21 protein-coding genes are annotated in these 26,862 nt (G+C 70.4%); 12 read left to right on the top strand and 9 right to left on the bottom strand.

Annotated elements, in window-relative coordinates:
- Nucleotides 1–305 precede the first annotated feature (305 nt).
- On the top strand, nt 306–1,451 hold the full coding sequence (rho, locus tag H4W81_RS37225; RefSeq protein WP_192779080.1) for a transcription termination factor Rho: 1,146 nt from the start codon (nt 306–308) through the stop codon (nt 1,449–1,451).
- 3 nt (nt 1,452–1,454) lie between these two features.
- Here rho and H4W81_RS37220 read toward each other — a convergent pair whose 3' ends face one another.
- On the bottom strand, nt 1,455–2,315 hold the full coding sequence (locus H4W81_RS37220; protein ID WP_192779079.1) for a hypothetical protein: 861 nt from the start codon (nt 2,313–2,315) through the stop codon (nt 1,455–1,457).
- 42 nt (nt 2,316–2,357) lie between these two features.
- On the opposite strand from H4W81_RS37220, the gene H4W81_RS37215 reads away from it, so the two are divergent.
- The 3 genes from H4W81_RS37215 (at nt 2,358) to H4W81_RS37205 (ending at nt 6,766) form a co-directional block, all read left to right on the top strand.
- Nucleotides 2,358–3,284 carry a putative RNA methyltransferase gene (locus tag H4W81_RS37215; protein WP_192779078.1) on the top strand — a complete coding sequence of 309 codons (927 nt, stop codon included), beginning with the start codon at nt 2,358–2,360 and terminating at the stop codon, nt 3,282–3,284.
- A 119-nt stretch (nt 3,285–3,403) separates the two neighbouring features.
- The gene (locus H4W81_RS37210; RefSeq protein WP_192779077.1) at nt 3,404–5,179 is read left to right on the top strand and encodes a S9 family peptidase; all 1,776 of its coding nucleotides are present in this window, start codon (nt 3,404–3,406) and stop codon (nt 5,177–5,179) included.
- Between the two features lie 84 nt (nt 5,180–5,263).
- Nucleotides 5,264–6,766 (top strand): APC family permease, encoded by a 1,503-nt coding sequence (locus H4W81_RS37205; protein WP_318782256.1) that lies wholly within the window; start codon nt 5,264–5,266, stop codon nt 6,764–6,766.
- Here the strand turns inward: H4W81_RS37205 and H4W81_RS37200 are convergent, their stop codons facing one another.
- The gene (locus H4W81_RS37200) at nt 6,767–8,302 is read right to left on the bottom strand and encodes a PP2C family protein-serine/threonine phosphatase (protein WP_225958980.1); all 1,536 of its coding nucleotides are present in this window, start codon (nt 8,300–8,302) and stop codon (nt 6,767–6,769) included.
- 120 nt (nt 8,303–8,422) lie between these two features.
- Between H4W81_RS37200 and H4W81_RS37195 the strand changes: the two genes are divergently transcribed.
- The 4 genes from H4W81_RS37195 (at nt 8,423) to H4W81_RS37180 (ending at nt 13,927) form a co-directional block, all read left to right on the top strand.
- On the top strand, nt 8,423–12,589 hold the full coding sequence (locus H4W81_RS37195; RefSeq protein WP_192779076.1) for a HAMP domain-containing protein: 4,167 nt from the start codon (nt 8,423–8,425) through the stop codon (nt 12,587–12,589).
- Between the two features lie 3 nt (nt 12,590–12,592).
- Nucleotides 12,593–13,225, top strand: a complete 633-nt coding sequence (locus H4W81_RS37190) for a response regulator (protein WP_192779075.1) — start codon at nt 12,593–12,595, stop codon at nt 13,223–13,225.
- A 67-nt stretch (nt 13,226–13,292) separates the two neighbouring features.
- Nucleotides 13,293–13,526 (top strand): FitA-like ribbon-helix-helix domain-containing protein, encoded by a 234-nt coding sequence (locus H4W81_RS37185; RefSeq protein ID WP_192779074.1) that lies wholly within the window; start codon nt 13,293–13,295, stop codon nt 13,524–13,526.
- Nucleotides 13,523–13,927: a type II toxin-antitoxin system VapC family toxin gene (locus tag H4W81_RS37180; RefSeq protein ID WP_318782255.1), complete on the top strand. Its 405-nt coding sequence runs from the start codon at nt 13,523–13,525 to the stop codon at nt 13,925–13,927. The genes H4W81_RS37185 and H4W81_RS37180 overlap by 4 nt, the downstream gene beginning before the upstream one ends.
- A gap of 41 nt (nt 13,928–13,968) precedes the next feature.
- Here H4W81_RS37180 and H4W81_RS37175 read toward each other — a convergent pair whose 3' ends face one another.
- Entirely contained in the window at nt 13,969–15,225 is a 1,257-nt protein-coding gene (locus tag H4W81_RS37175; protein ID WP_192781270.1) for an NYN domain-containing protein, read from the bottom strand.
- A 173-nt stretch (nt 15,226–15,398) separates the two neighbouring features.
- The gene (locus tag H4W81_RS37170; protein WP_192779073.1) at nt 15,399–17,741 is read right to left on the bottom strand and encodes a sigma-70 family RNA polymerase sigma factor; all 2,343 of its coding nucleotides are present in this window, start codon (nt 17,739–17,741) and stop codon (nt 15,399–15,401) included.
- Nucleotides 17,742–17,867: 126 nt separating this feature from the next.
- On the opposite strand from H4W81_RS37170, the gene H4W81_RS37165 reads away from it, so the two are divergent.
- Nucleotides 17,868–18,527, top strand: coding sequence for a hypothetical protein (locus H4W81_RS37165; RefSeq protein WP_192779072.1), 660 nt, complete (start codon nt 17,868–17,870; stop codon nt 18,525–18,527).
- Entirely contained in the window at nt 18,524–19,063 is a 540-nt protein-coding gene (locus H4W81_RS37160) for a phosphoribosyltransferase family protein (protein WP_192779071.1), read from the top strand. Before H4W81_RS37165 ends, H4W81_RS37160 begins: the two co-directional genes overlap by 4 nt.
- Here H4W81_RS37160 and H4W81_RS37155 read toward each other — a convergent pair.
- Together H4W81_RS37155 and H4W81_RS37150 are read right to left on the bottom strand one after the other, a co-directional pair.
- A complete protein-coding gene (locus H4W81_RS37155; RefSeq protein WP_192779070.1) occupies nt 19,032–19,466 on the bottom strand; it encodes a DUF4115 domain-containing protein in 435 nt (144 codons plus the stop codon). The two genes, H4W81_RS37160 and H4W81_RS37155, sit on opposite strands and share 32 nt — an antisense overlap.
- Nucleotides 19,467–19,496: 30 nt before the next feature.
- Nucleotides 19,497–20,192 carry a DedA family protein gene (locus tag H4W81_RS37150; protein WP_318782254.1) on the bottom strand — a complete coding sequence of 232 codons (696 nt, stop codon included), beginning with the start codon at nt 20,190–20,192 and terminating at the stop codon, nt 19,497–19,499.
- A gap of 149 nt (nt 20,193–20,341) precedes the next feature.
- Between H4W81_RS37150 and fbaA the strand changes: the two genes are divergently transcribed.
- A complete protein-coding gene (gene fbaA, locus H4W81_RS37145; protein ID WP_192779069.1) occupies nt 20,342–21,355 on the top strand; it encodes a class II fructose-bisphosphate aldolase in 1,014 nt (337 codons plus the stop codon).
- An 89-nt stretch (nt 21,356–21,444) separates the two neighbouring features.
- Here fbaA and H4W81_RS37140 read toward each other — a convergent pair whose 3' ends face one another.
- From H4W81_RS37140 to H4W81_RS37130, 3 genes are all read right to left on the bottom strand, one after another.
- Nucleotides 21,445–21,771, bottom strand: a complete 327-nt coding sequence (locus H4W81_RS37140; RefSeq protein ID WP_192779068.1) for a CU044_2847 family protein — start codon at nt 21,769–21,771, stop codon at nt 21,445–21,447.
- 10 nt (nt 21,772–21,781) lie between these two features.
- Nucleotides 21,782–25,825, bottom strand: a complete 4,044-nt coding sequence (locus H4W81_RS37135) for an nSTAND1 domain-containing NTPase (RefSeq protein ID WP_192779067.1) — start codon at nt 25,823–25,825, stop codon at nt 21,782–21,784.
- 89 nt (nt 25,826–25,914) lie between these two features.
- Nucleotides 25,915–26,214 carry an ABC transporter permease gene (locus tag H4W81_RS37130; RefSeq protein WP_192779066.1) on the bottom strand — a complete coding sequence of 100 codons (300 nt, stop codon included), beginning with the start codon at nt 26,212–26,214 and terminating at the stop codon, nt 25,915–25,917.
- Between the two features lie 241 nt (nt 26,215–26,455).
- On the opposite strand from H4W81_RS37130, the gene H4W81_RS48005 reads away from it, so the two are divergent.
- Nucleotides 26,456–26,803 carry a hypothetical protein gene (locus tag H4W81_RS48005; protein WP_225958979.1) on the top strand — a complete coding sequence of 116 codons (348 nt, stop codon included), beginning with the start codon at nt 26,456–26,458 and terminating at the stop codon, nt 26,801–26,803.
- The last annotated feature ends 59 nt before the right edge of the window (nt 26,804–26,862 follow it).

The following is a 26,862-nucleotide window of genomic DNA, read 5'->3' as shown; positions in this document are numbered from 1 at the left end:
GGCGGTGTGGCACCTGGGGCAGTGGGTCTTGCTCATGTCATCCCCCTTGGAGTTCGCAGTTCGATGAAAGCCTCCGCTGATTGCAGAAGCCCTGCAGGTCGCTTGACAGATTGTGCTCCGGGAGATGGGAGCGCCGTGGGAAGCGGAATAGAAATCTTGCGTCCGGCGTTTGCCGTGGTATCTTGCGAATCAGCGTTGAGCGTCTGAGGCTCCGCTGCATTCACCTGAAGGGCCCGTTCTGACGGCCCGACCTCTTTTCTTACTCACCGCCTGTCACCCAGGCGTGCCCTCGAGGAGGGTCACTCATGTCTGTCCAAACCATCCCCCATCCCCGTGCCACCAGCCCCCGTACCACCGCCCACCGCGGCACCCCCCGGGCCGGCACGCCCGCCCGGCAGGTCAGCGGCCTGCTGGACGGCACGTTCCTCCGCCCCTCCGGCTACCAGCACAGCCCCGACGACGTACGGCTGCAGCCCGAGCGGATCAAGCAGCTCGGCCTGCGCCCCGGCGACCACGTGGTCGCCACCGTCGCGGGCTCGAAACTCGTCTCTGTCGAGTCGGTCAACGGTCTGACCTCCTGGCACGACCGCCCGCACTTCGCCGACCTGACCCCCATCCACCCCCGCGAGCGGATGAACATCGAGACCGAGTCGCTCACCACCAGGGTCGTCGACCTGGTCGCGCCCATCGGCAAGGGCCAGCGCGGCCTGATCGTCGCCCCGCCCAAGGCCGGCAAGACGATGATCCTGCAGGCGCTGGCCCAGGCCGTCTCCCGCAACCACCCCGAGATCCACCTCATGGTGGTCCTGGTCGGCGAGCGTCCCGAGGAGGTCACCGACATCCGCAAGACCATCGCCGGCGAGGTGATCGCCTCCACCTTCGACCACCCCGACAAGGAGCACACCGCGCTCGCCGAGCTCGCTCTCGAACGCGCCAAGCGCCTGGTCGAGCAGGGACACGACGTCGTCATGCTGCTCGACTCGCTCACCCGCCTCGGCCGCGCCTACAACAACCTCGCCCCCAGCGGCGGACGCATCCTGTCGGGCGGCATCGACGCGGGAGCCATCTACCCGCCCAAGCGCTTCTTCGGCGCCGCGCGCAACGTCGAGGGCGGCGGCTCCCTCACCATCCTCGCCACCGCGCTCGTCGAGACGGGCTCGCGCATGGACGACTCCTTCTTCGAGGAGTTCAAGGGCACCGGCAACATGGAGCTGCGGCTGAGCCGCTCGCTGGCCGAGCGCAGGCTCTTCCCCGCCGTCGACCTCGACGCGTCGAGCACCAGGCGCGAGGAGGCCCTGATGCACCCCGCCGAGCAGCAGGTCGTCTGGAAGCTGCGGCGCATGCTCAGCGGGCTCGACAGGCAGCAGGGCATGGAACTCCTGATCGCCAAGCTCCGCGAGACGTCCTCCAACGCGGCCTTCCTCACGCTCGCCGCGACGACGACACCCTGAGCCTCACCGCCCCTTCACGAACGTCCTGGGCTTCTTCTCCCGCCCCGGATACACCATGATCAGCCATTCCTCGCTCGCCTGCGGCTCCTCCCTGTCGTAGTCCACGGGAAGATCGCGCTGATGAACCCTGACGCGGTAGTGGCCGGGCCCGCCCACCGCGAGGTCGGGAAGGGCGCGGGAACCGTCGGAGATCTCCAGGACGCCCGTCGGCCTCTGGTAACCGATCTCGGCGACCACGTGGTCCTCCCCCGAGTAGCCCGGCCGGGCCGCGCCGTGGCACTCCTCCCAGTCCGGCACCGTCACCTTGCCGCCTCGCGTCGCGTCGGCGGCGGGGGTCAGCGCCAGCACCACGACCAGCGCCGCCCACACCAGGGCCCGCGGCAGCCCGGGCGCCCTCTTCTGTACGGCCAGCAGCGCGAACACCGGACCGACCGACTGGAGCACGTTCTGGCCCACGGTCCACCACACGATCTGCCAACCGCCCCAGCGATGGACACAATCCGGCTCGAGGACCAGGTCGAAGGTGAAGAGAGCCGGCTGGTAGACGGAGACCAGCAAGGCAGACACCATGAGCGCCCTGACGGTCCACCTGCCGAGCCCCGGTCGGCGCCACCGCGCACACGCGATCCACACCAGCAGTCCCAGACCGAGGAGCGGGAGCATGCCCGCCCAGAGCAGCGGGACGTAGAAGAGCGGGTGGACGATGCGCGCGATCTCGCCGGACAGGTCGGCGCCGTGGCAGCCTCCGAAGCCGAAGTAGCCCCAGCTGAGCTCGTCAGGGCCGGTGAAGGTGGGGAGCGCGAACGCGACAAGGGCGCTGGTCAGGGCGCAGGCCCACAACGCTGCTGATAATCGGCGTGGCATGCCGGAATCTAAGGATCTCGGGGTGGGCGTCATGATGGGGGGATGCTGGCTGACATCGTCCACTACCTCGCCTGCCCGGTCTGCCGTGAAGGGCTCCGGCTCTCCTCGGGGGCGCTGCGGTGTGGCCAGGGGCACGCGTTCGATGTCGCCAGGCAGGGGTACGTCAGCCTGCTCACCGGCTCCCAGCCCCCCGGCACCGCCGACAGCCCGGCCATGGTGGCGGCCCGGGCGGACTTCCTCGCCGCGGGCCACTACGCGCCCCTCGCCGACGCGCTGGCCGCGGCCGTCCACGACCACGCACCGCCCGCCGCGGCCGGCCACGAGCACGCCCCGCTCCCTGCGGACGCCAGAGGGCACGAGGGGGCCGGCGGCCGACGCGGTCCGGTCGTGGTGGACGCCGGGGCGGGGACCGGGTACTACGGCGCCGCCGTGCTCGACGCCCTGCCGAAAGCCACCGGGATCGCGTTCGACATCTCCAAGCACGCGGTGAAGCGGGCGGCCAGGGCGCATCCGAGGATCGGGGCGTTGGTGGCGGACGTGTGGAAGCCGCTGCCCATCGGCGACGCGGTCGCCGACGTCGTGATCGACGTGTTCGCGCCGCGCAACGGCCCCGAGTTCGCCCGGATCCTGCGGCCCGGCGGCCGGCTCGTGGTGGTGACTCCCTCGCGAGACCATCTGCGCCCGCTGGTCGAGGAGCTCGGGTTGCTGTCGGTCGACGAGGCGAAGGAGCAGCGGGTCGCCGAGAGCCTGAGAGGGTTCGGGGAGGTCGACACGCGTGCCGTACGGTTCGAGATGGCACTGTCGAGGGCGGACGTGGCGAGAGTGGTGGAGATGGGGCCGAGCGCGTGGCATACGGACCCCGAGGCCCTCAACCACCAAATCCAGAAATTTCCGGAATGGACCCCAACGGTCGCCAGCTTTCGCCTGTCTATCTTCGAATCGCCCGCCCGATCAAGAGTCACTCCTTGACCGACATCCGAGACCCATGTTACTGATGGGGCATTTAGTCCGAAATTCCCTCACATTCCTCAGGTATTTCATCGACCCAGACGCGATACTGGACGGCAACTGAGGAGGGGAGGCGGCGGATGAAGGCGGAGGAACGCTGGCAGGCCAGGTTCCGGGCGCCCAGCATGACGCTGCCCGTCTGGGCTCGTCAGGCCCCCAATCGCGCCCTCTACCGCTCGAACGCCTCAGGCACGTGGGAGATCTACGCCTGGGACCGCACCACCGGCGTGACCCGCCAGATCACCACCCAGCCCCACGGCACCAGGCACGCCGCGCTCGACCCGACCGGCCAGTGGATCTACTGGTTCGCCGACACCGAGAGCGACGACCTCGGCATCTGGATGCGCCAGCGCTTCACCGGCGGCCCCGACGAGCCCGTCGCCCCCGACCTGGAGCCGGGCCAGCCCGGCGGCCTGGCACTGTCCACCACCGGCGTCGCCGCCGTCAGCCTCGCCCGCTCGAGCGGCTTCACCACCCACCTCGTACGGCCAGGCGAACCCAGCCACCTGCTGTACGAGCACACCGAGGCCGCCTGGGTCAGCGACATGTCACTCGACGGCGAGCTGATCGCGATCAACCACAGCGAGCACGGCGACTACCGGCACCCGGCGCTCCGCGTCGTCAAGCAGTGCGGCGAGGTGGTCGGCGAGCTGTACGACGGCCCCGGCAAGGGCGTCATCGGCCTGCGCTTCGCCCCCACCCCCGGCGACCGCCGCCTGCTCACCCTGCACGAGCGCCGCCAGCGCCACGAGCCCCTGGTCTGGGACCCGAAGACGGGCGAGCAGCGCGAGATCTGGCTCAGAGATCCCGGCGAGCTGACCGCCGAGTGGTACGACGACGGCCGCGCGCTGCTGATCATCAGGGACGACCGCGCCCGCACCTACCTGCACCGCTACGACCTCGCGGGCGGCGGTCTCACGCTGATCGACACCCCGCACGGCGTCATCGACGAGGCGCGCCCCCGGCCCGGCGGCCACGTGGAGTACGCCTGGTCGAGCGCCTCCCGCCCGCCGGTGATCCGGTCGAGCACCGGCCACGTGGTGATGAACGCGATCGGCCCCGCGGCCCCCACGAGCGTCCCCGTGGAGGACCTCGACGTCGCAGGGCCCGGTGGGCGCATCCACGCGCTGGTCTCCAGGCCGGAGACGGGCTCGGCGCCCTTCCCCGCGGTCTTCTTCCTGCACGGCGGCCCCAACCTGCACGACGCCGACGCCTTCAACCCCGAGGTCGCGGCCTGGGTCGACGCGGGCTTCGCGGTCGTGCGGGTCAACTACCGAGGCTCCACCGGGTACGGCTCGGCCTGGCGCGACGCGCTCCGCGGCGAGATCGGCCATCTCGAGCTGGCCGACGTGGCGGCGGTCAGGGAGCGGGTGGTGGCGCAGGGCATCGTCGACCCCGACCGGATCGTGCTCTCGGGCACCTCGTGGGGCGGCTACCTCACGCTGCTCGGCCTCGGCGTCCAGCCCAAGCTGTGGGCGGCGGGCATCGCCGCGGCGCCCATCGCCTGCCACGAGACCTCCTACGAGGACGAGGTGGAGGGCCTGCGCGCCTACAAGCGCTCCCTGCTCGGCGGCTCCCCCGCCGAGCAGCCCGACCGCTACCGCGCCAGCTCGCCGATCACCTACGTCGAGCGGATCGAACGGCCGGTGCTGATCCTGGCGGGGATCAACGACTGCCGCTCGCCGCTCCGGCAGCTGGAGAAGTACGTGGACCGGCTGGCCGAGCTCGGCCACGAGCACGAGGTCCACTACTACGACGCGGGCCGCGGCGCCCTGGTCGTCTCCGAGCGCATCGACCAGATGGGCATAAAGCTAAATTTCACCCGTAAACACGTCGTAACAACTGACATAGCGTAATAGGTTGGCCCGCTTGGCCGACTTGTCTGTCACCCTCGGCTGCTGCCACCATCGCGCCACCCCCCAGCCGAAGGGCGCGAAACAGTGACCATCACCAACGAATCGCCAGGCGTCAGCCGTCTGAAAAAGGACGCGGTCGGACTCGTCGGCGTCATCTTCATGGCCGTCGCGACCGCGGCGCCCATCACCGCAATGACGGGCAACGTCCCCATAGTCGTCGGATTCGGCAACGGCCTCGGCGTCCCCGCGGGCTATCTGTTCGCCACGATCGTCCTGACGATCTTCTCCGTGGGCTACACCGCGATGTCCAAGCACATCACCGCGGCCGGAGCCTTCTACGGCTACATCTCCCACGGCCTCGGCCAGGTCGTCGGCATGGTCTCGGGCCTGCTGGCCACCATGGCCTACGTGGTCTTCGAGGCCTCGATCATCGGCTTCTTCGCCTACTCGGCCAACGACACGTTCAAGTCGCTGGCGGGGGTGGACATCCACTGGCTGTGGTTCGCCTTCCTCGGCCTGGCGCTGAACATGATCCTCACCTACTTCGACATCAACCTGACCGCCAAGGTCCTGGGCGTCTTCCTGATCACCGAGATCTTCATGCTCGGCCTGGTCGCGGTCGTCACACTCTTCAACGGTGGCGGGCCCGACGGCCTGATGGCCTACACGCTCAACCCGCTCAACGCCTTCCAGACCACGGGACTGCAGGCGGGCGCGGTCGGCCTCGGCCTGTTCATGTGCTTCTGGTCGTGGGTCGGCTTCGAGTCGACCGCGATGTACGGCGAGGAGTCGCGCGAGCCCAAGAAGATCATCCCGATCGCCACGCTCGTCGCGGTCGTCGGCATCGGCCTGTTCTACACGTTCGTGTCGTGGATGACCGTCGCCGCCAACGGCGTGAAGGCGCCGGAGATCGCCGCCGAGCAGTTCGCCGGGATCTTCTTCAACCCCACCGAGCAGCTCATCGGCTCGTGGGCGGTCGGCCTGTTCAAGATCCTCATCCTGACCGGCTCCTTCGCCTGCTCGATGGCCTTCCACAACTGCGCCGCCCGTTACCTCTACGCGCTCGGCAGGGAGAACCTCATCCCCGGCACGGCCCGTACCCTTGGCGCCACCCACCCCACGCATGGCTCGCCGCACATCGCCGGGTTCGTCCAGACCGCCGTCTCGGTCGTGCTGATCCTGGCCTTCGCCGCCGCGGGCATGGACCCCTACATCCACGTCTACACGCTGCTGGCGGTGCTGGGCACGCTGGCCATCCTCATCGTGCAGACGCTGTGCTCGTTCTCGGTGATCGGCTACTTCCACGTCAAGAAGAAGCACCCCGAGACCGCCAACGTGTGGCGCACGCTGATCGCTCCGCTGGTGGGCGGCCTCTCGATGGCCTACGTGGTGCTGCTGCTGTTCCAGAACCAGGAGGCGGCGGCAGGCGACGCCTCGAAGAGCTCGTTCTTCACCGCGATCCCGTGGATCGTGGTGGGCCTCGCCGTGCTGGGCGCGGGCACCGCGCTCTACCTCAAGGCGCGCAACCCCGCCAAGTACGAGGTCATCGGCAGGATCGTGCTGGAGGACACCGTCGAGCGCGACTAGTCAGCGAGCGCGGAGGACCAGGATCGCCAGGTCGTCCGCGCTCGGCTCGGGGGCGAAGTCGGCCGCTCCCCTGCGGATGCGCTCGGCCACCGCCCTCGCCGACAGCCCCGCGCACTCGGCGAGCAGCTTGGACAGGCCGCCCTCGTCGTCGAGCAGACGGCCTCCGCTGCGGCGCTCGGTCACCCCGTCGGTCACGGCCAGCAGCACGTCGCCGTGGTCGAGGTGGATGGTGTCGGCCTCGAACACCACCTCGGGGAAGACGCCGAGCAGCGACTGCGGGGTGGTCACCGCCTCGACGACGCCACTGGGCTTCAGCCGTAGCGCCTCGGGATGGCCCGCGGAGACCATGCGCACCTCGAGGCCGGTCTCCACGGGGCTGATGTCGCCGTGGAGGAGCGTGAGGAACCTGGCGCGCTCGCCCTCCTCGAGGATGGCCTGGTTGAGGCGGCCGAGGACCGCGGCCACGCCGTACCCCTCCCTGGCCAGCAGGCGCAGGGTGTGACGGGCCAGGCCGGTGACCGCCGCGGCCTCGGGACCCGTGCCGCAGACGTCGCCGATCGCGAAGCGCCACGACTCGTCGCCCGCCTTGAACAGGTCGTAGAAGTCGCCGCCGACCTCGTTGGCCTCGCCCGCCGGCTCGTAGACGACGCCGTAGTCGAGGCCGGGGACCTCGGGCTCGTTGGGAGGGAGCAGGCTGCGCTGCAGCGCCCTGTTGGCGGCGGCCTGCTGGGCGTAGAGGCGGGCGTTGTCCATCGCCAGGGCCGCGCGGCGCGCGATGTCCTCGGAGAGCTGGATGCTCTCGTCGGCGAAACGGTCGTGGCGGCCGAGGCACATCGCGCCGAGCGAACGGCCCCGCGCGATCAGCGGCACCGCGAGCACCTGGGAGTCGGCCAGCTGCAACGTGGCGGCGGCGCTGTCGGGCACGCTCAGCTCGGCCAGCTGCTCGCGCAGGCCGTCGATGCGCGCCTCGTCCGCGTGCCACAGGTAGGCGAGACGGCGCGGGCCGGCCCCCGTGTCGGAGGTGTAGACGGCACACCAGGTGGACAATCTCGGCACGACAATCTGGGCGATGATCGCGGGGACCATGTCAGGGTCGAGAGTGCCTGCCAGCAAGTCGCTCGCGTCGGCGAGGAAGCCCAGCCAGTGGGGGCCTCTCGACGACTCCTCCGCCCACTCGGATGCCACTCTGTCCGTGGAGCCCGGTAGCGTGAGCCTTGCCCAATGGACACGGGAATCGCCCGCAAAGGTGATTCCCCATTCCTCGACGTCGACCGAGGGGCCCTTGGGGTCACCGTGAGGGGAGGTCCGCTGTCTGAGCTCGACCTGTACGGCGTCGCCGTAATGCTTCCAGACGATCTCGAACGGCGCTTCGGCCACCTGCATCGCCAGCTCAGCGGCCAGCCGTTCGGCGGCAGGCAGCACCGCGGCGGCCGCCCATGCGGTCATCACCTCGCGGGTGAACCTCTTCGCAGAGGGGACAGCGGTCTCGCCTGGCGCAAAGGTGGCCGCCAGGACCGCGCGGGAAGAAGCAGTCATCGTTCCGTGCCTACCACACTTCCCACTGACTTGGGGTAAATCCAAGGACAGGACTACGAGCTACTCATCGTGACAGACTTGCATCACTCACGGCGGCACCCCGGGAGTGGAGGAGACCCCATGACGACGGCCAAGACCGCGCCGACTGCGGAGGAAAGGACGTATACAGAGTCAGATCTGCTTCCCGTCCTCGAGACACTCTTCGCATGGCGCGACGGCGACTTCCGTCGCCGGGTTCCGCATGCGCCCCCGGGGATCATGAGCGAGATACGGCTGCTGCTCAACGAGGTGGCCGACCGCAGAGAGCACCTCAGCAACGAGCTGACGCGGGTGCGCAAGGAAGTGGTGAAGGAGGGGCGCTTCGGCGAGCGCCTCACCCCAGGGCCCGGTGTGGGTTCGTGGGCCGAGAGCGTCGAGTCCGTCAACGCCCTCATCGACGCGCTGGTCAGTCCCGTGTCGGGAGCGGCCGACGTGATCGACGCCGTCGCCAAGGGCGACCTGACCCGCAGGATCGACCTCGACCGGTCGGCCAGGGGCGAGGTCAGGCGGCTCGGCAAGGCCATCAACGGCATGGTCGAGCAGCTGTCGCTGTTCAACACCGAGGTGACCAGGGTGGCCCGCGAAGCGGGCACCGAGGGTCGTCTGGGGGGCAGCGCGAGCGTCAGGGGCATGTCAGGCAGCTGGCGAGATCTGACCGAGGCCGTCAACACCATGTCGTCCCGCGTGTCCGCGCAGGTGCGCGACATCGCCGAGGTGACGACCGCTGTCGCGAAGGGCGACCTGAGCCGCAAGGTGACCGTCGACGCGGTCGGCGAGATGTTCGAGCTGAAGAACACCGTCAACACGATGGTCGACCAGCTCTCGGCGTTCGCCGAGGAGGTCACCCGAGTCGCCCGCGAGGTCGGCACCGAGGGCCAGCTCGGCGGCCAGGCACAGGTCAGCGGCGTGTCGGGGGTCTGGAAGGACCTCACCGACAACGTCAACTTCATGGCCAACAACCTCACCAACCAGGTCCGCCAGATCGCCGCCGTCTCCACCGCCGTGGCCCAGGGCAACCTGACCAAGAAGATCACCGTCGACGCCCAGGGCGAGATCCTCCAGCTCAAGGACACCCTCAACACGATGGTCGACCAGCTGTCGTCCTTCGCCGACGAGGTCACCCGCGTCGCCCGTGAGGTCGGCACCGAGGGCAAGCTGGGCGGTCGCGCCGAGGTGCGGGGCGTGTCCGGTGTGTGGAAGGACCTCACCGACAACGTCAACTCGATGGCCAACAACCTGACCTACCAGGTGCGCAACATCGCCCAGGTCACCACGGCCGTCGCCAACGGCGACCTCACCCGCAAGATCGACGTCGACGCCCAGGGCGAGATCCTCGAGCTCAAGTCGACCATGAACACGATGGTCGACCAGCTGTCGTCCTTCGCCTCCGAGGTGACCCGAGTCGCCCGCGAGGTCGGCACCGAGGGCCAGCTGGGCGGCCAGGCGCAGGTGCGCGGTGTGTCGGGGGTCTGGAAGGACCTCACCGACAACGTCAACTTCATGGCCAACAACCTCACCAACCAGGTCCGCCAGATCGCCGCCGTCTCCACCGCCGTGGCCCAGGGCAACCTGACCAAGAAGATCACCGTCGACGCCCAGGGTGAGATTCTCCAGCTCAAGGACACCCTCAACACGATGGTCGACCAGCTGTCGTCCTTCGCCGACGAGGTCACCCGCGTCGCCCGTGAGGTCGGCACCGAGGGGCAGCTGGGCGGCCAGGCGCGGGTGCAGGGCGTGTCCGGTGTGTGGAAGGACCTCACCGACAACGTCAACTTCATGGCCAACAACCTGACCTACCAGGTGCGTAACATCGCCGAGGTCACCACGGCCGTCGCCAACGGCGACCTCACCCGCAAGATCGACGTCGACGCCCAGGGCGAGATCCTGGCCCTGAAGACCACCATCAACAAGATGGTCGACCAGCTCTCCTCGTTCGCCTCCGAGGTGACCCGAGTCGCCCGCGAGGTCGGTTCCGAGGGCCGCCTCGGCGGCCAGGCCCGGGTCGAGGGCGTCGAGGGCACCTGGAAGCGCCTGACCGAGTCCGTCAACGAGCTGGCCGGCAACCTGACCACACAGGTGCGCGCCATCGCCACGGTGACCAGCGCGGTCGCCCAGGGCGACCTGACCCGTTCCATCGCCGTGGAGGCGCAGGGCGAGCTGGCCGAGCTCAAGGACAATGTCAACTTCATGGTGGCCAACCTGCGCGAGACCACGCAGGCCAACCAGGAACAAGACTGGCTGAAGTCCAACCTGGCCCGCATCTCCCGCCTCATGCAGGGCCACCGCGACCTCATGGAGGTCGCCAAGCTGATCATGAGCGAGCTGACCCCGCTCGTCTCCGCCCGCTACGGCGCCTTCTACGGCGTCGACACCAGCGGGGAGGAGCACGACCTGGTCCTCATCGGCGGCTACGGCGTACGGCCCGACCGCGCGCCCCGCCAGCGCTTCGCCACCGGCGAGGGCATCGTCGGGCAGGCCGCGCTGGAGGGCAGGTCGATCGTCCTCGACGACGTGCCGGCCGCCTTCATCACCATCGACAGCGGGCTCAGCCAGTCCACGCCCGCGCAGATCGTGGTGCTGCCGATCCTGTTCGAGAGCAGGGTCCTCGGCGTGCTGGAGCTGGCCTCCTTCACCGCGTTCGGCGAGGTCCACCTCGACTTCCTCACGCAGCTGGTCGAGACCATCGGTGTCACGATGAACACCATCATCGCCAACTCCCGCACCGAAGACCTGCTCAAGGAGTCGCAGCGGCTGACCCGCGAGCTGCAGGAGCGCTCCGACGAGCTGCAGCGCCAGCAGGAGGAGCTGCGCCGGTCCAACTCCGAGCTGGAGGAGAAGGCCGGGCTGCTCGCCAAGCAGAACCGCGCCATCGAGATCCAGAACTTCCAGATCGAGCAGGCCCGCCGCACCCTGGAGGAGCGCGCCGAGCAGCTGGCCGTCTCCTCGCGCTACAAGTCCGAGTTCCTCGCGAACATGTCGCACGAGCTGCGCACCCCGCTCAACAGCCTCCTCGTGCTGGCCAAGCTGCTGACCGAGAACGCCGAGGGCAACCTGACCTCCCAGCAGGTCGAGTTCGCCCGCACGATCCACGGCGCGGGCTCGGCGCTGCTGCAGCTCATCAACGACATGCTCGACCTGTCCAAGGTCGAGGCGGGCCGCATGGACATCCACCCGGCCCAGCTGTCGCTGCCCAAGCTGGTCGACTACGTCGAGGCGGCCTTCGCCCCGCTGGCCCAGGACAAGGGCCTGGCCTTCATCGTCGAGGTCGATCCACGGGTGCCGCAGGAGCTGCGCACCGACGAGCAGCGCCTCCAGCAGGTGCTGCGCAACCTGCTGTCCAACGCGGTCAAGTTCACCCCCAAGGGCGAGGTGCGGCTGCGCGTCGTGCCCGCCCCGCACGAGGTCGACTACGACGACGACACCCTGCGCGAGAGCAACGACCTGCTCGCATTCCAGGTGGTCGACACCGGCATCGGCATCGCGCCCGACAAGCTGGAGATCATCTTCGAGGCGTTCCGCCAGGCCGACGGCACCACCAGCCGCAAGTACGGCGGCACCGGGCTCGGCCTGTCGATCTGCCGCGAGATCGCGAGGCTCCTCGGCGGCGAGATCCACGTCGACAGCGAGCTGGGCGCGGGCAGCACCTTCACCCTCTACCTCCCGACCAACTACGCCGGCCCGCTGGTCGCCCGCGACGGCGGCGCGGCTCGCAGGCAGGTCCTGACGATGCAGGTCGAGGAGCAGAGCACGGTCGCGCTGCCCGAGCCGCCGCTCCCCCTCGACCTGCCGCTGCCCGAGGAAGTGCAGCAGAGCAACGGCCAGCAGTGGCAGGGCGACGATCCGCTCGACGGCACCAAGATCCTCATCGTCGACGACGACATCCGCAACGTGTTCGCGCTGACCAGCGTGCTGGAGCGGCACGGCGCCACCGTCGTCTACGCCGAGAACGGCCGTGAGGGCATCGAGCAGCTCGAACGCAACGAGGACGTGGCCCTCGTGCTCATGGACATCATGATGCCCGAGATGGACGGTTGGGCCACGACGTCGGCCATCAGGCGCATGCCGCAGTTCGCCGACCTACCGATCATCGCGCTGACCGCCAAGGTCATGCGCGGAGACAGGGAGAAGAGCATCGCCTCCGGCGCCTCAGACTACGTGCCCAAGCCGGTCGACGTGGATCAACTGCTCGAACGCCTGCGTGGCTGGCTCAGCCGCGGGCGGGCGTCCGACACCGCGGAAGAGGCGTGACCCATGGCAGACCGAGCCAAGATCCTCCTGGTCGACGACCGTGAGGAGAACCTCATCGCGTTGGAGGCCATCCTCAGCTCCCTCGACCTGACCCCCGTCAGGGCCCGGTCGGGGGAGGAGGCGCTGAAGGCACTCCTCGGCACCGAGTTCGCGCTGATCCTGCTCGACGTGCGAATGCCGGGCATGGACGGCTTCGAGACCGCCGCGCACATCAAGCGGCGGGAGCGTACCCGCAACATCCCCATCATCTTCCTGACCGTCGTCGACAGCGCCCCCGACTACGCCTTCCGCGGCTACGCGGCGGGCGCCGTCGACTACCTCACCAAACCCTTCGACCCGTGGGTGCTCAGGGCGAAGGTGTCGGTGTTCGTCGAGCTGTACAACATGAACAAGCGGCTCACTGAGCAGGCGTCGCTGCTGCGCGAACGGCTGGCGGGCGAGCTGCCTCCGGGCAACAGCGCGGCCCAGCCCGCGGTGCTGCCCGAACTGTCGCGGCGGCTGACCGCGGTGGAGGACGAGCTCGACAGGGTGCGCGAGCTCGCCAGCAAGTCCGCCGACCCGTCGCTGAGCTCACCCCTGTCCGACCTGGCCGACCGCCTCGCCCACCTCCGCGCCGGCTTCGACGCCCTGGGCTGAGCCGGCAGAGATCTGGATATGCAGAGTGCATGCCGAATTCATGCACTCTGCATTTACACTAGGGAGCATGACCAAAGAGATTCTGCAGGTGCGCGACGTGGACGCCGCCGACTTGGCCGTCCTGAGGGACCGCGCGGCCAGAGAAGGCAAGTCGCTGTCCGCTTATGTGCGCGACATCCTGCACGACGAGGCAATCCAGATGACGAATGCGGAAGTGATCGCCCAAATCGCTGACGAAGAGCCCGTCGACGTCAGCATGGACGACATCCGCTCCTATGTGGAACGGGACCGTAGCTGGTGACCGTCGTCGACACGTCGATCATCATCCGGCTGCTGCTGGCCGCCAAGGGTGACGATCTCCTTCGGCAGCGCCTCATCGGCGCAGGCCGCAGCCTGCATGCTCCCGCCCACCTCGACGCCGAATGCCTCTCGGCCATCCGAGGACTCCTCGCCGGCGGCAAGATTGACGAGGACCGCGGCCGTCGTATGGTCGGCCAGCTCAACGCGCTGCGTATCATTCGCCACCACGTGGCTCCGTTCGGCCCTCGCGTGCTGTCCTTGCGGCACAACTTCACCGCCTACGACGCCGTTTACGTCGCTCTAGCTGAAGCCCTGAACCAGCCGCTGCTCACGTGCGACGCCAAGTTCGCCCGCGCACCACAGGGTTCCCACCAAGCTGAAGTCCACATCTATCCCGTGTGACGGCTGCGCAACGCGAGCGCCCACATTACGAAGCCCGTGCTTCAGCGGCGGGCGCGTTCGAGGGCGTCCCAGAAGCCGCGGCGCAGCGCGTGCCGTACCTCGTCGTGCAGAAGGAAGTCAATGGGCAGGGACGAGCCCTGCAGCAGCCGCGCCTCCAGGTCGGACGGCATGCGCGGCTTGCGGGCCAGCACCGCCTCCAGCCACAGCGCGGGAGCGTCCCTGGCGACGGACTCGCCGAAGTCGTGCCCCTCCTTGTGCGCCGCCTTCACCGCGTCGGCCAGGGTCGTCGCGCCACCCGCGGTCGCCGGTGCGACCACGGGAGCCGGCTGCGGCCCCGTGTAGGCGCCGAGCGGCGCGGGCTGGTAGGTGCCGCCGCTGGAAGGCGAGGGGAACTGGCCTGTCGTCTGCATCGGCCCCGTCGGGCTGTGCGTGACCTGGGGAGCGGGTTGCGGCGGCTGCTGGGGCTGCGGGGCCGGCGATGGCGGCTGCTGTTGCTGCGGAGCGGACGGCGGGTCGGCCTGGTAGCTCGGGTAGGCGGGCAGCGCGGGCGGCGGTGCGCTCTGCCCTCGGCCCTGCGGCGGAGCGGGCGGCAGCGGCTGGTTCTGCGTGGGCGCGTTGGACAGGTGCGCCGCGGAGTGGCCGCCCGACTGGACCGCGGGAGGAGCGGGCTGCTGGAGCGGAGCGGACGGCGGGCTCGGCGGCAGCGCGTGGGCGGCCTGGCCGTTGCTGACCGGCTGCGCGCCGTTGGACGCCTCGGTGGAGCCGCTGACGAGGTTGACGTAGGGCCTCAGGTGCCCGCCGCCGATCTCGATGAGGTCGTCGGACTCCTGCCGCAGCGAGCGCGACACCGCCCAGCCGCCGTCGGCGGCGATGTGCACGACGGTGACGCGGATGCCGAGGTCCTGCGCGTCACAGACGACCTGGGCGAGGTCCTCGTCGCCGCTGACCACGACCGCGTCGCAGATCGCGCTGTTGCGCGCCAGCGTCATCAGGTCGCGGTGCACCTGCGCGTCGACGCCCTCGCGGCGGCCCGGCCTGATGCGCGACAGGCGCAGCTTGAGCCCGGGGATGTCGGCGAGCACGTCGTGCTCGGGCGTGCGCCGGCCCTCGACGGTGGCCTCGTACCAGTAGCAGCGCAGCAACGGCAGGCCCGTACGCTCGCGCGACAGGTTGGTCATCAGCTGCAGCAGACCCGGGTAGTCCCAGGAGACGGCTTCTCGATGGCGGGTCCCATGTACGGCCATCGCGCCATCGGCCAGCAGATAGCCAGCGTCGACGAACAGCGCGCAGCGATCCACTGACACCGCCCCTTTCTCGTGGCCCGACCCCTACCGGCTCCGCACCGCCAGAGCCGGACTCGGCGGCCCTCTCTCAGGGTAATGAAGCATCTGATCGTTCGAGGGTGAATCCCGGCGAATCGGCGATACGCCGGCGGATTCCCGCAGACCGTACCAGTTTGTCCTGTTCGTGGTCACGACCTGGCGCGAACGCTCACGGCGGCCACCCCGAACAGCACGACATCGGTCTTCGTAGAAATTCTCAGCGTTGGTTCCTCCCCCAGTGTGGCGGTGAACGAGTCGACGTCGACCCCGAATGTCAATCCCGTTGCCCCGTTTGACGAACTGTCGAAGACGTTGCCCGCGTCGCGGTCGCCTCCCGAGGGTGTGCCCGCCGACACCCGGTCACCGCGGAGGTCGGCGTCGCCCTCCCAGGTGACCAGCTCGATGTCGGCGGGGCTCGCCGCCGGGATCAGCCCGTCCAGTGGCAGCTCGATGCGCGGCTGGTCGCCGCCGACGACCGTGGCCGTGTCGAGGATGATCGCCTGGCTGTACGGCCTGCGCGGATCGGTCGCGATCACCACCAGGCTCCAGCCCGCGTGCTCGGAGATCCCCTGCTTCATCGGCGCGTCGGCCGCCCACCACAGCCCGTCGCCCCTGCTGTCGCTGACGTACTGCGTGACGTCGGCGAAGGCCTGGTAGCCGTGGCCCGCGGGCAGCTCCCTCCGTATGACCTTGTCGGGCACGATCGTGCGATAGCGCTTCACGCCCGGCGCCCTGAACCTGATCGGCCCCGCGTCGTTGGCGCTCGCCGACCAGTAGAGGCCGGCCCACACGACCTGCCCCCCGTCCGGCAGCCGCAGGCGCGCACCGCTGGATGACTTCGTGGCCAGCACCTTGTCGGCGTCGAGCGGCCGCATCGGCCACAGGTCGTTGTCGCGCCTGCCGCCCTCGCGCCGCGCGCCCGCCTCCGCGCAGCCGTCGCGGTCGGCCGGACAGGTCAGCAGCGTGTTGCCGATGGCCTTGACGACCACCTTGCCGTCGGTGGCGAACCTCGCGGGAGCGCCCTCCGCCTTCACGCCGGCGCTCGCGCGGGCGTTCACGCTGACGATCCCGCCCGAGGAGATCCGTACGGCGAGGCCCGCGCCCTCCGGCGCGTGCGCGGCCACGACCACGCGCAGGAAGACGGCCGTCACCCGCCCTGCGGCCAGCGGACCCCTGACGCACCTGGCGCCGTCACCCTCGGGCCGGCAGGACCAGCCGTCGACCGTGCCCGCGGGCTCGATCAGGCCCACGGCGTTGCCCCTGGCCTGCGCGGGGACCAGCATGACGCCCTCCGGCAGGTCGACCGTCGCGACGAGCTCCTTGCTCGCCGCCTTGCCGCTGTTGCGCAGCCGTACGGCGACGATGCCGGGCTGTGCCTTCACCAGCGCGCCCAGCGGATGGATGCTGGCGCTCAGCCGGGCCTTGCCCGGCTTCCTGGCCGGGCTCGGCGGCGGCTCCTTGGACGGCGGCGCCGGCCTCGGCTCGGGTTCCGGCTCGGGCGGCGCCGGTTCCGGCTGGACGGGCGGGGGCTGCGCGACGACCGTCGGCGGCGGCTGGGGCGGCAGCGGCTTGTCGTCCGAGACCAGCATCAGCACCCCGGCCGCGGCGACGGCGGCGGCCGTGGCTCCCGCCGCCGCGGCCTGCCGGCTCCTCGGCGCTCGCCTGATCCAGCCGAGCGCGTAGAGGATGCCGCCGCCCGTCGCGCCCCCCGCCTTGGCCAGGCCGGCGACGTAGGCGGCGAAGGCGGGCCCGACGAACAGGGGGCCGACGATGACGCGCAGGCCCTGGTTGACGTCGGCCAGTTCGAGGAAGACCGAGCGGCACTCCGGGCAGGCGTCGATGTGCTCGTCGACGCTCCTGCTGTCGCGCCTGGCGAGCCCGCCGCGCACGTACGCGCCCATCTTGCCGAGCACCGGCCGGCACTCCTGGTGCGGCGCTCCGGCCAGGTGCATCTGCAGGTAGGCCTGGCGCAGTCCTTCGCGGGCCCGGTAGGCCAGCGCCGCCACGCCGTTGGCCGACAGGCCGAGCATGGGCGCCACCTCGGCGGGCTTGGCGTTCTCGACCTCGGTGTGCCACAGCACCAGCCGCCATCGTTCGGGCAGCGAGAGGAACGCCTTGGCGATCAGCGACTTCTCCAGGCCGGTGAGCGCGGGATCGACGAACGGCACGCCGGGGTCGAACACCTCGATCTCCCCCGTGGTCAGCTGGCGGCTCTCGACCCGGCCCCTGTCGTAGATCGTGCGGCGCACCACCGTCAGCAGATACGGCCGGAAGGCCGCCTCCGGGCCACCACCGCGCCCGACCAGCTCAATGATCTTGGTGAAGGACTCGGCGACCACGTCCTCCACCACGTCATCGCCCCTGACCAGCTGGCGGGCGAGCGAGCGGGCAGCGCCGACGTGACGCTCCCAGAGCTCCCCGAACGCGGCGGCATTGCCGTTACGCGCAGATTCGAGGAGATCCGCATCACTTTGCGGCGATTCGACACTCATAGTGACCTCACGATTACGTGGAGTTGCCACACGAATCATTCCGCATTCCGCGTCATGACTAACGCCAAAGCCAGTCTTTGTCTCCGAGAGGAGGAGCGGCGCTCCCTTGTTCGCGCCGCGGAGCAGATGGACGACGACACTCTGGGGCGTCTGCGCGCGCTGTGGCGCGACGGGAGCCTGGCCACGGGGTGGGCCATACCCGACGACTGGTGGACGCCCGCCGTCGAGCAGGCGATCAAGGCCGTGAACAGGGGCCACGGCCTTACCCGCGCCTGCATGGCCCTCGGCGACGCCCGTGCCCGCGCGGGCGTGGGCATCGCCGAAGGCATGACGGACCTGGCCGCGCTCTTCCGCGTCTTCGGCAGCCCGAACCCGCCGCTGGCCGCGCTGCGCTCGTTCGCGACGGGCTGGGCGGAGGCGGGCTTCGCGCCGATCGGCGAGCTGCGCTGCGAGGATCCGCTCACCGGCCTGGTCAGCGTGGCCTACCTGCGCACCAGGCTGGCCGAGATCTACCGCGAGGGCACCGCGCGAGCGTACTGCCTGGTCGTGGTGACCTTGACCGTCGCCGACGCGTGGGAGCGCGTCGCCGCGATGCTGCGCCTCGCCACGCTGCTACGGGAGGTCTTCCCGCTCGGCGACACCCTCGTCCGGCTGGGCCAGGGCCGGGCGGGTGCGCTGACCACCAAGCCGAGGACCAAACGGCTGCGCGACTCGGGCGTCGTCGAGGTCACCGCCCTCCCCGACCGCTACCGCGACGCGCTGGCGACTTTAAGCTTGTGGACATGAATGACCGCGAGAACCTGCTGGCCGAGATCCAGAAGAAGGCCGTCGTGCACGGCAGAGTCGTGCTCTCCTCGGGGCTGGAGGCCGACTTCTACCTCGACCTGCGGCGGATCACGCTCGACGGCGTGGCGGCGCCGATCGTCGGCAGGGTCATGCTCGACCTGACCGCCGACCTCGACTACGACGCGGTCGGCGGCCTCACGCTGGGCGCCGACCCGGTGGCGGTGGCCATGATGCACGCGGCCGCCGCGCGGGGCCGCACCCTCGACGCGTTCGTGGTGCGCAAGGCGCAGAAGGCGCACGGCATGCAGCGCAGGATCGAGGGCCCCGACATCACGGGCCGCCGGGTGCTCGTCGTGGAAGACACCTCCACCACCGGCGGCTCCCCGCTGACCGCCGTCGCGGCCGCGCGCGAGGCGGGCGCCGAGGTCGTCGCCGTGGCCACGATCGTCGAGCGGGGCGCCGCGCCGAGGATGGCCGAGGAGGGCCTCGCGTACCGCAGCGCCTTCACCCTGCCGGACCTGGGGTTGGCCGGCTGACCGTGAAGGTCTCCTGCCGGCCCGGCTGCCCCTTGGGCCTGGGCACGCCGTTCACCGTGACCTCGACCGTGCTCGTGTCGTCGATGGCGACATCGAGCTCGGGCTGGTAAAAGACGATCTCCTCGCCGCTGGTCAGGTCACGGTCGTTGAGCACGTCCCCGCCGGGCACCCGCACCAGCACCGCGGGGCAGACCTCCGCCACACACGTGATCCTGAGCGTCGGCGCCCTCCCCGTGGCGGGCGCGCTCGGGGTCGCGGTGGGCGTCGGGGCCGTGCCCTCCGTGGACAGGATGCCGACCAGCGCGCGACCGCCGAGGAGGACGAGCGCGACCAGCAGGGCGACCCCAAGCCCGATCAGGGCCAGGCGGGCCACCCCCATCGGGTCGGATCGATGGCGCCCCATAGTCGGAGGGTAGCCAACGGCCCCTGCGGTCTACGGGACGCGGTGGTGCTTGCCCTGGGGCGCGGGAACCTGGCGGCCACCGTTCCTGCGGCTCTTGACGACCTCGACGATGATCGGGATGACCGAGATGAGCACGATGAGGAAGACGCCCGGCAGGATGTACTTGTCGATCTGGGCGGGGTCGACCAGGTTTCCCAGGTAGTGGCCGATGAAGAGCATGCTCTCGACCCACAGCAGGCCGCCGATCACGTTCCACATGAAGAACGTGCGGGCGGGCATCTCCAGGACGCCGGCGACCGGGTTCATGAACGTGCGGACGATCGGCACGAAGCGCGCGATCACCACGGCCTTGGCGGGGCCGAACTTCTCGAAGTAGTACTCGGCCTTCTCGACGTGCTCGCGCTTGAACAGCCGCGAATCCGGCTTGTCGAAGAGCTTGCGGCCCACCTTCACGCCGATCAGGTGCCCCAGTTGTGCACCGGCGACGGCGCACAGCGGGGTGCCGATGACCAGCACGGGGAAGGACAGCGGCTCGATGCCGATGCCCTTGGCCGCCGCGGCGGAGCTGAAGATGCCCGCGGCCACGAGCAGCGAGTCACCCGGCAGGAAGAAGCCGATCAGCAGACCCGTCTCCGCGAAGATGATGGCGAGCACGCCGATCGTGGCGAAGGCGCCGAGCATGGTGAGCCACCACTGCGGGTCCACGAGGTCCAAGAGCGATTCCACGCGCTGAGCCTACCGGTAGCGGGATGGCGGCGAGGGGCGTCCCGGCCCTGGCGCGCGGGTCATCTGGCGCGCGTTGTCACTACCAAGGCGGGTAGGGAGCCGGGATACTGGGCTCCGCGAAAGCCGTACATACCCCAGGGAGATGAGCCATGCCTATCGCGACTCCAGAGGCCTACGCCGAGATGCTCGATCGGGCGAAAGCGGGCGGCTTCGCCTATCCTGCGATCAACGTGACCTCCTCGCAGACCTTGAACGCCGCCCTGCGCGGGTTCGCCGAGGCCGAGAGCGACGGGATCGTCCAGGTGTCCACCGGCGGCGCCGACTTCCTGTCGGGCACCACGGTGAAGGACATGGTGGCCGGGTCCGTGGCCCTTGCCGAGTACGCGAGGGTGGTCGCCAAGAACTACCCGGTGACCGTGGCCCTGCACACCGACCACTGCCCGAAGGACAAGCTCGACGGCTTCATGCGGCCGCTGATCGAGCTCTCCCTCGAGCGGGGCGGCGACCCCATCTTCAACTCCCACATGTGGGACGGCTCGGCCGTACCCCTGGAGGAGAACCTGTCGATCGCGCGCGAGCTGCTGGAGAAGTGCCACCGCGCGAACATCATCATGGAGATGGAGATCGGCGTCGTCGGCGGCGAGGAGGACGGCGTCGTCGGCGAGATCAACGAGAAGCTCTACACCACGGCCGAGGACGCGCTGGCCACCGCCGAGGCCGTGGGCGTCGGCGAGCAGGGCAGGTACATGCTGGCCGCCACGTTCGGCAACGTGCACGGCGTCTACAAGCCGGGCCACGTGAAGCTGCGCCCCTCGGTGCTCAAGGACATCCAGGACGCCGTGGGCGCGAAGTACGGCAAGGACAAGCCGTTCGACCTGGTCTTCCACGGCGGTTCCGGCTCGCTGCTCGAGGAGATCCACGAGGCGATCTCCTACGGCGTGGTGAAGATGAACATCGACACCGACACGCAGTACGCCTTCACCAGGCCGATCGCGGACCACATGTTCCGCAACTACGACGGCGTACTGAAGGTCGACGGGGACGTCGGCAGCAAGAAGGCCTACGACCCCCGCTCGTACGGCAAGTCGGCGGAGACGGCGATGGCGGCCCGCGTCGTGCAGGCCTGCAAGGACCTGAAGTCGGCGGGCACCAAGCTCGGCTGACCCGTCGGGTGTCAAGGGCACGGGCCCTCGCCCAGGCGGGGCCTTCGGGGGAGCTCGGCTCCCCCGAGCCCCCTGGCGGGGCCCGCCCCCTACTCCTGTTCCTGGGCCGATCCGCGCCAGGCGAGCTTGACGACCAGGTGACCCTCCGCTCCCGCCTTGGTGATGAGCGCGCCGGCCTCGGCGTTGAGCTTGACGCCGAACTCGATCTCGACCTCGTCCGGACCGATCTTGCGGAAGGTCTCCAGCGCCGATCTGGCCGCGGACTGGATCGGCTCGAGCGCCGCCTCCATGGACGTCATGGTCGCCGTGATCGTCTCGCCGACCCGCGAGACCCTGCGCACGCCGGGATCGTTCTCGGACAACTCCACGAGTACGAACTGGCCGTCCTCGAGCGGGACTCGCATCAGCTGGGGCATGTGTCTCCTCCTAGGTGTCGGTGCAGGGAGCGGTGTCGGCCTCGGCCGGCAGGTCGGACAGCTCGTCACGGGTGAACGAGCGCCCGCCGAGGACCCGGCACAGGTGCAGGGCCCAGTCGCGCGGCGCGGTGGACAGGATGCGGGCCTCGCCGGTGTGGTAGAGCAGCTGTCCGCCGTGGCGGAACAGCGTGAGGTGGCCCGGGGAGTCGCCGTGCCTGAAGGCCGTGAACGACGGGTCGTAGAAGAGGTCGGGGTTCGAGCGGCGCAGGACGAACAGATCGAAGGCGTCGCCCCGCGCCGCGGCCTCCGCGCTGGAAGTGGGCGGGCCCGAGGCGGGCAGCCGCCAGGTCACGAAGTGCTGTCCGGCCGTCAGGCTGTGGGAGACCAGGCGGGTCAGGTCCGCGCTCACCGCGACGGGAACGAGACCGTCGCTGCCGGGGATCAGGTGATCCCTGGTGACACGGCCAAGGGTCAGGTCCCATCGTTCGACCCGGCGTGTCAACACATCGACGAGCAGTGCGGCGCTGCCGTCCGCGCTCGGCAGCAGCCTCAGCCCCTCGTCCTGCTCCAGGGAGACCGTGGGCGGCAGCCGCTCGCTGAGATCGAGTTCGGGCCCCGTCATGCGCAGCGGCGCGCTCTCCCAGACCGTGACGACACCGCGCGCGAAGACCACGAGACGGCCGTCCGCGACGGCGTGCAGGCGGAGGGGCGCGTTCTCGGCGGAACCCGCGGGCAACCGCGCCGACGCGGTCGGCCGCAGGTCGGGCAGCGACATCAGCACCAGGTCGCGGGAGCCCGCACCGACCACGGCGATCTCACGGCGTCCCGTCAGCGCGACCACCCTGGTGATCGCCGCGCCGTCCGCCGGGGCGCCGCTCAGGCTCGCGTACCGCTCGGCGACCAGCAGCCTCGACCTGGCGTCCCACACCCGCAGCCGTCCGTCGGCGTCGTAGGTGACGACGTGCCGGCCGTCGTCGGTGACGGCGCTCTCCTTCACCGCGAAGGGGTTCGTGTCGATCGTGCGGGCGACGGGAAACCTGACCAGTCCGGGCCCGCCGGCCGCCCAGATGCTCCATCGGCCTTCACGTCCGGTGACGACCGGCGACTCGACATGGCCGGAGGGGGCGCCGATGATCCGCTTCTCCTTCAGGTCCACCAGGACGTGCTGGAGGAGCAGGAGCCTGCCGCCGTGGCTCAGCGTGCCCGCCTCACTGACTCCCGCACAGTCGAGCGGAGGAAGGGCGGCCTCGACGACTGTCCTGCCGGTGCGCAGGTCCACGCCGCGCACCGTGCTGGTCGTACCGGTGTCGCGGCAGGTGACGACGGTCGAGCCGTCGTTGGCGATGGCCGAGGGCAGTCGCCACGTCCTCGCGGGCCGTGTCGCGCCCGGCTCGAACACCAGCAGCCTGCCGCCGGGAAGAGCGGCCGACAGGAGACCGTCGCCGCCCAGCCGCAGCATGCTCGCCCGGCCAGGGAGGGAGACGCCGCGCGACTGGCGGCGCCGCAGGTCCCAGACCGTCACCGTGCGCTCGCCCGTCCGGTGGACGGCCAGCTGCCGTCCGCCGGGATCGAGGGCGAGGAGCACGTCTTCGCCTGGGCCGGGTGGCTCGCCTGGCAACCTGTCGACCAGCCGTCGGTCACGCGGGCTCCACAGCTCGACGGTGCCCTCCTCGGTGGCGACGGCGAGCAGGCCGCCGTCGGGCGACATCGCCGTGGTCTTGATGCGCGCCGAGAACGAGATCTGCTCGGGCAGCGGCGATTCCTCCTCGGGCCGCCAGACCTTGACCGCGTGGCTCTCCTGCTGGACGACCAGCGTGCCGTCCTCGCCGGCGAGGACGTGGCGGGAAGTGACGCCCGAGCCCGCCAGGATCCTGTCGATGCTGACGACGCCGCTGTAGCGGTTGAACAGCGCCCGCGTCACCTTGGGATCGTCGGGGTCGCCCCGATAGGCGGCCACCGCCTCGAGGAGGCGGAGGTCGGGGCGTTCGGCGCTCTCCTCCGCCCGGTCGGCCATCACCTGCGCCGCCAAGGTGCGGAGCCGCTCCTGGCTGGTCACGTAGCCCTCACCGGCCAGCAGGCCGAGGACCACGCTGAGGGCGAGCAGGAGGGCGAGGCCGACCGACACCCGCCGCTGCCTCTTCCGCAGCCGTTCGGACCTGCGGTGGCTTTCCTCGACGAAGTCGCGTTCCGCGGGGCGCAGATCCTCGCCGCGCTTCGCCAGCCAGTCGAGCGCCACCGCCAGGTCGCCGCCACGCAGTAACCGGTCGTTCTCGCGCTCGGCCGACCAGCGGTCGAGGGCCCGCTGCAGCTCGTGGTGCCAGGCGCGGAAATCGTGGTCGGCCTCGACCCAGTCGCGCAGCCGGTCCCATCGGGAGATCAGTGACTCGTGGGCCAGGCGCAGCGTATGGACGCCCGGCGGCCCCTCGGCGGCGACCAGCAGCCGGGTGGTGGCCAGCTCCTGGCCGAGCCGCCACTCCTCCTCGCTGAACGCCTCCTTCGGCAGGGTGGCGCAGGTGGGCTCCTGGCCTTGCGCCTGCCGTACGAGCTGGAGCAGCAAGGAGCGGGCGCGCAAGGGGTCGGCGGACAGCCGCTCGTGCCAGATCTGCTCGGCGTAGGCGGCCAGCGCGCCCGCGGCGCCGCCGAGCCGGAGGTACGCGTCGTGGGTGAGCACGCCGTCGCGCTGCCGCTCCCACAGCATGGTCAGCGCGAACTCCACCAGGGGGAGTCGTCCCTGCTCGTCGCCCACGTCGTCGAGGATCCGATCGACCAGCCCGTCCTGGAACCGCACCCCGCCCGCGCGGGCCGCCGGGGCCTCGATGACCTCGCGCAGGCGGTCTCTGCCGAGCGTCCCGACCGGGTAGACGGCGCCGCGCTGGAGCTCGGCCAGCCGCGGATGCTCCAGCATCTGGCCGGAGAAGTCGGCGCGCAGCGTCACCAGCGTGTGCGCGCCCGCCGACGCCGTCTCCAGCAGCGGCAGGAGCGCGGTGACGAACTCCTCGTGCGGGTGTCGCGAGGTGTAGATCTCCTCGAACTGGTCGATGACCAGCACGATCCGGTCCGCGCCCGAGCGGGCGCGCAGCCGCTGGACCACCTCGACGATCCCGCCGTCGCGCAACACCCGCGTCAGCGCGGGCAGGTCGGCCATCCGGGCGGCCTCGGCCCGCTCGGGCTCGAGCTCGGGGAGAAGGACGGCCGCCAGCGCGGAGAGCGGCGTGCGCCCCTGCGAAGGGCGCAGGGTGAGCGCCCGCACGCCGGGGTCCGCGCCGAGGAGCGGCAGCAGCCCCGCCAGGACCAGGGAGGACTTGCCGCTGCCCGAGGGCCCGTACACCACGGTGAGGCCCGGCCCCGCGACCCTGTCCCGCAGCTCCCGCGCCTCCTCCGCCCTTCCGAAGAAGACGTCCGCGTCGCTCTCCCCGAAGGCCTCCAGCCCCCTGTACGGCGAAGCGGCCGGCGCCCGCGCGGCCAGCTCCGGCCAGCCGCGCAGCAAGACGTCCGCGGGAATCACATAGGCGGTGCGGGTCGTCAGATCCTTGTCTTCGGCGACCACGATGCCGACCGCCGCGTCGAGTTCGTCGTCCCACACCATGGCGCCGCTGAACCCCGGACGGAGGCCGTGGCCGACTGAGCCGGTGTTCTCGACCTGGAGCCAGCCGTCACCGCGGCGCGCGAGCAGCCGGCCATGCGCCCATACCCCGCTGTCGTCGTGCCCAACGGGGAAGCCGAGCGCGCGGAAGGGGTGGCCCCAGTAGTGGGGCGCACTGACCAGCCGGGTGGGAAGGACGCCCCGCGGCGGCGGCTCGGCCAGCCGCAGCCCCGCGAGGTCACCGTGGGCGTCCCAGGCCACCACGTGGGCGGCGATCGGCTCGTGCTCGTCGCCGAACAACGGAAAGTCGATCAGGACCGGTTCGTCGGGCCGCTCGTCGACGCACAGGCCGAGTGCTCCGCTGACGACGTGGGCGCAGGTCACCACCTCGCGCGGCCCCACCAGGCAGCCGCCGCCCGACACTCCTGCCGGCCCCTGGACACGGACGGCGGACGAGCTGGGCAGGGCCACTCACGCCTCCCGTCGGAGTGTCGAAGTCGTCGATCATTATCCAACGGGAGGGGCGCGTGCGCCGGGCGTTCAAGAACTGTCTCGCCGGGCTAGCCGGCGGTGCCGCGGTTGAACAGTCTCCTCGACCACAGGTAGCCCACCAGTGCGATGCCGAGGCACCAGGCCACCGCGACGATCCAGATGCCGCCCACCGGAGTGGCGGTCAGCAGCCCCCTCAGCGTCTCGATGACGGGCGTGAAGGGCTGGTACTCGGCGAACCACCTGATCCCCGCCGGCATCGACTCCGGGGGGACGAACGCGCTGCCGAGGAACGGCAGGAACTGGATGAGCAGGGGCGTGTTGCTGGCCGTCTCCGGGTTCTTGGTCAGCAGGAGGACGTAAGCGTTCATGGCGCCATCGGTAGCATCCCTGCGTGAACGACACCCCTGTCATCCTGCTCGGCGGCGCCTCCGGGACCGGCAAGAGCCAGGTCTCCTATCCCCTGGCCCGGCGCCTCGGCGTGCCGATCGTCGAGATCGACGACATCGTCGAGGCGCTGCAGGCCATGACCACACCCGAGCAGCTGCCCGCGCTCCACTACTGGCGGGCCGACCCGACGCCCCCGCGCTGCCGCCCGAGCGGATCGTGGAGATGCAGATCTCCGTGGCGCGGGCGCTCGTCCCCGCGGTGCGGGCGGTGGTCGCCAACCACCTCGAGACCAGGACTCCTGTGGTCATCGAGGGCGACTACCTGCTGCCGTCGCTGGCCGCGGAGCTGGACGGCGTGCGCGCGGCCGTCCTGTACGAGGGCGACGAGGAGCAGATCGTCGAGAACTACCGGCTGCGCGAGCCCGCGGCAGGGGCGCAGCGCGAGCGGGCCAGGGTGAGCCGCCTGTTCGGGGACTGGCTGGCCGGCCAGGCCGAGCGGGCGGGGGTGGCGGTGGTTCCCGCGCGCCCCTGGGACGATGTGCTCGACCGGCTGCTCAGGGCCCTCGAGTGAGCGAGCACGCCGTAGATCCCCACACTGCGACGAAGATCTCCTAGCCACTTTCCCCGCTT

This window comes from Nonomuraea africana, assembly GCF_014873535.1.
Taxonomy (GTDB): Bacteria; Actinomycetota; Actinomycetes; order Streptosporangiales; family Streptosporangiaceae; genus Nonomuraea; species Nonomuraea africana.
This window is presented reverse-complemented; position numbering and strand designations above follow the sequence as displayed.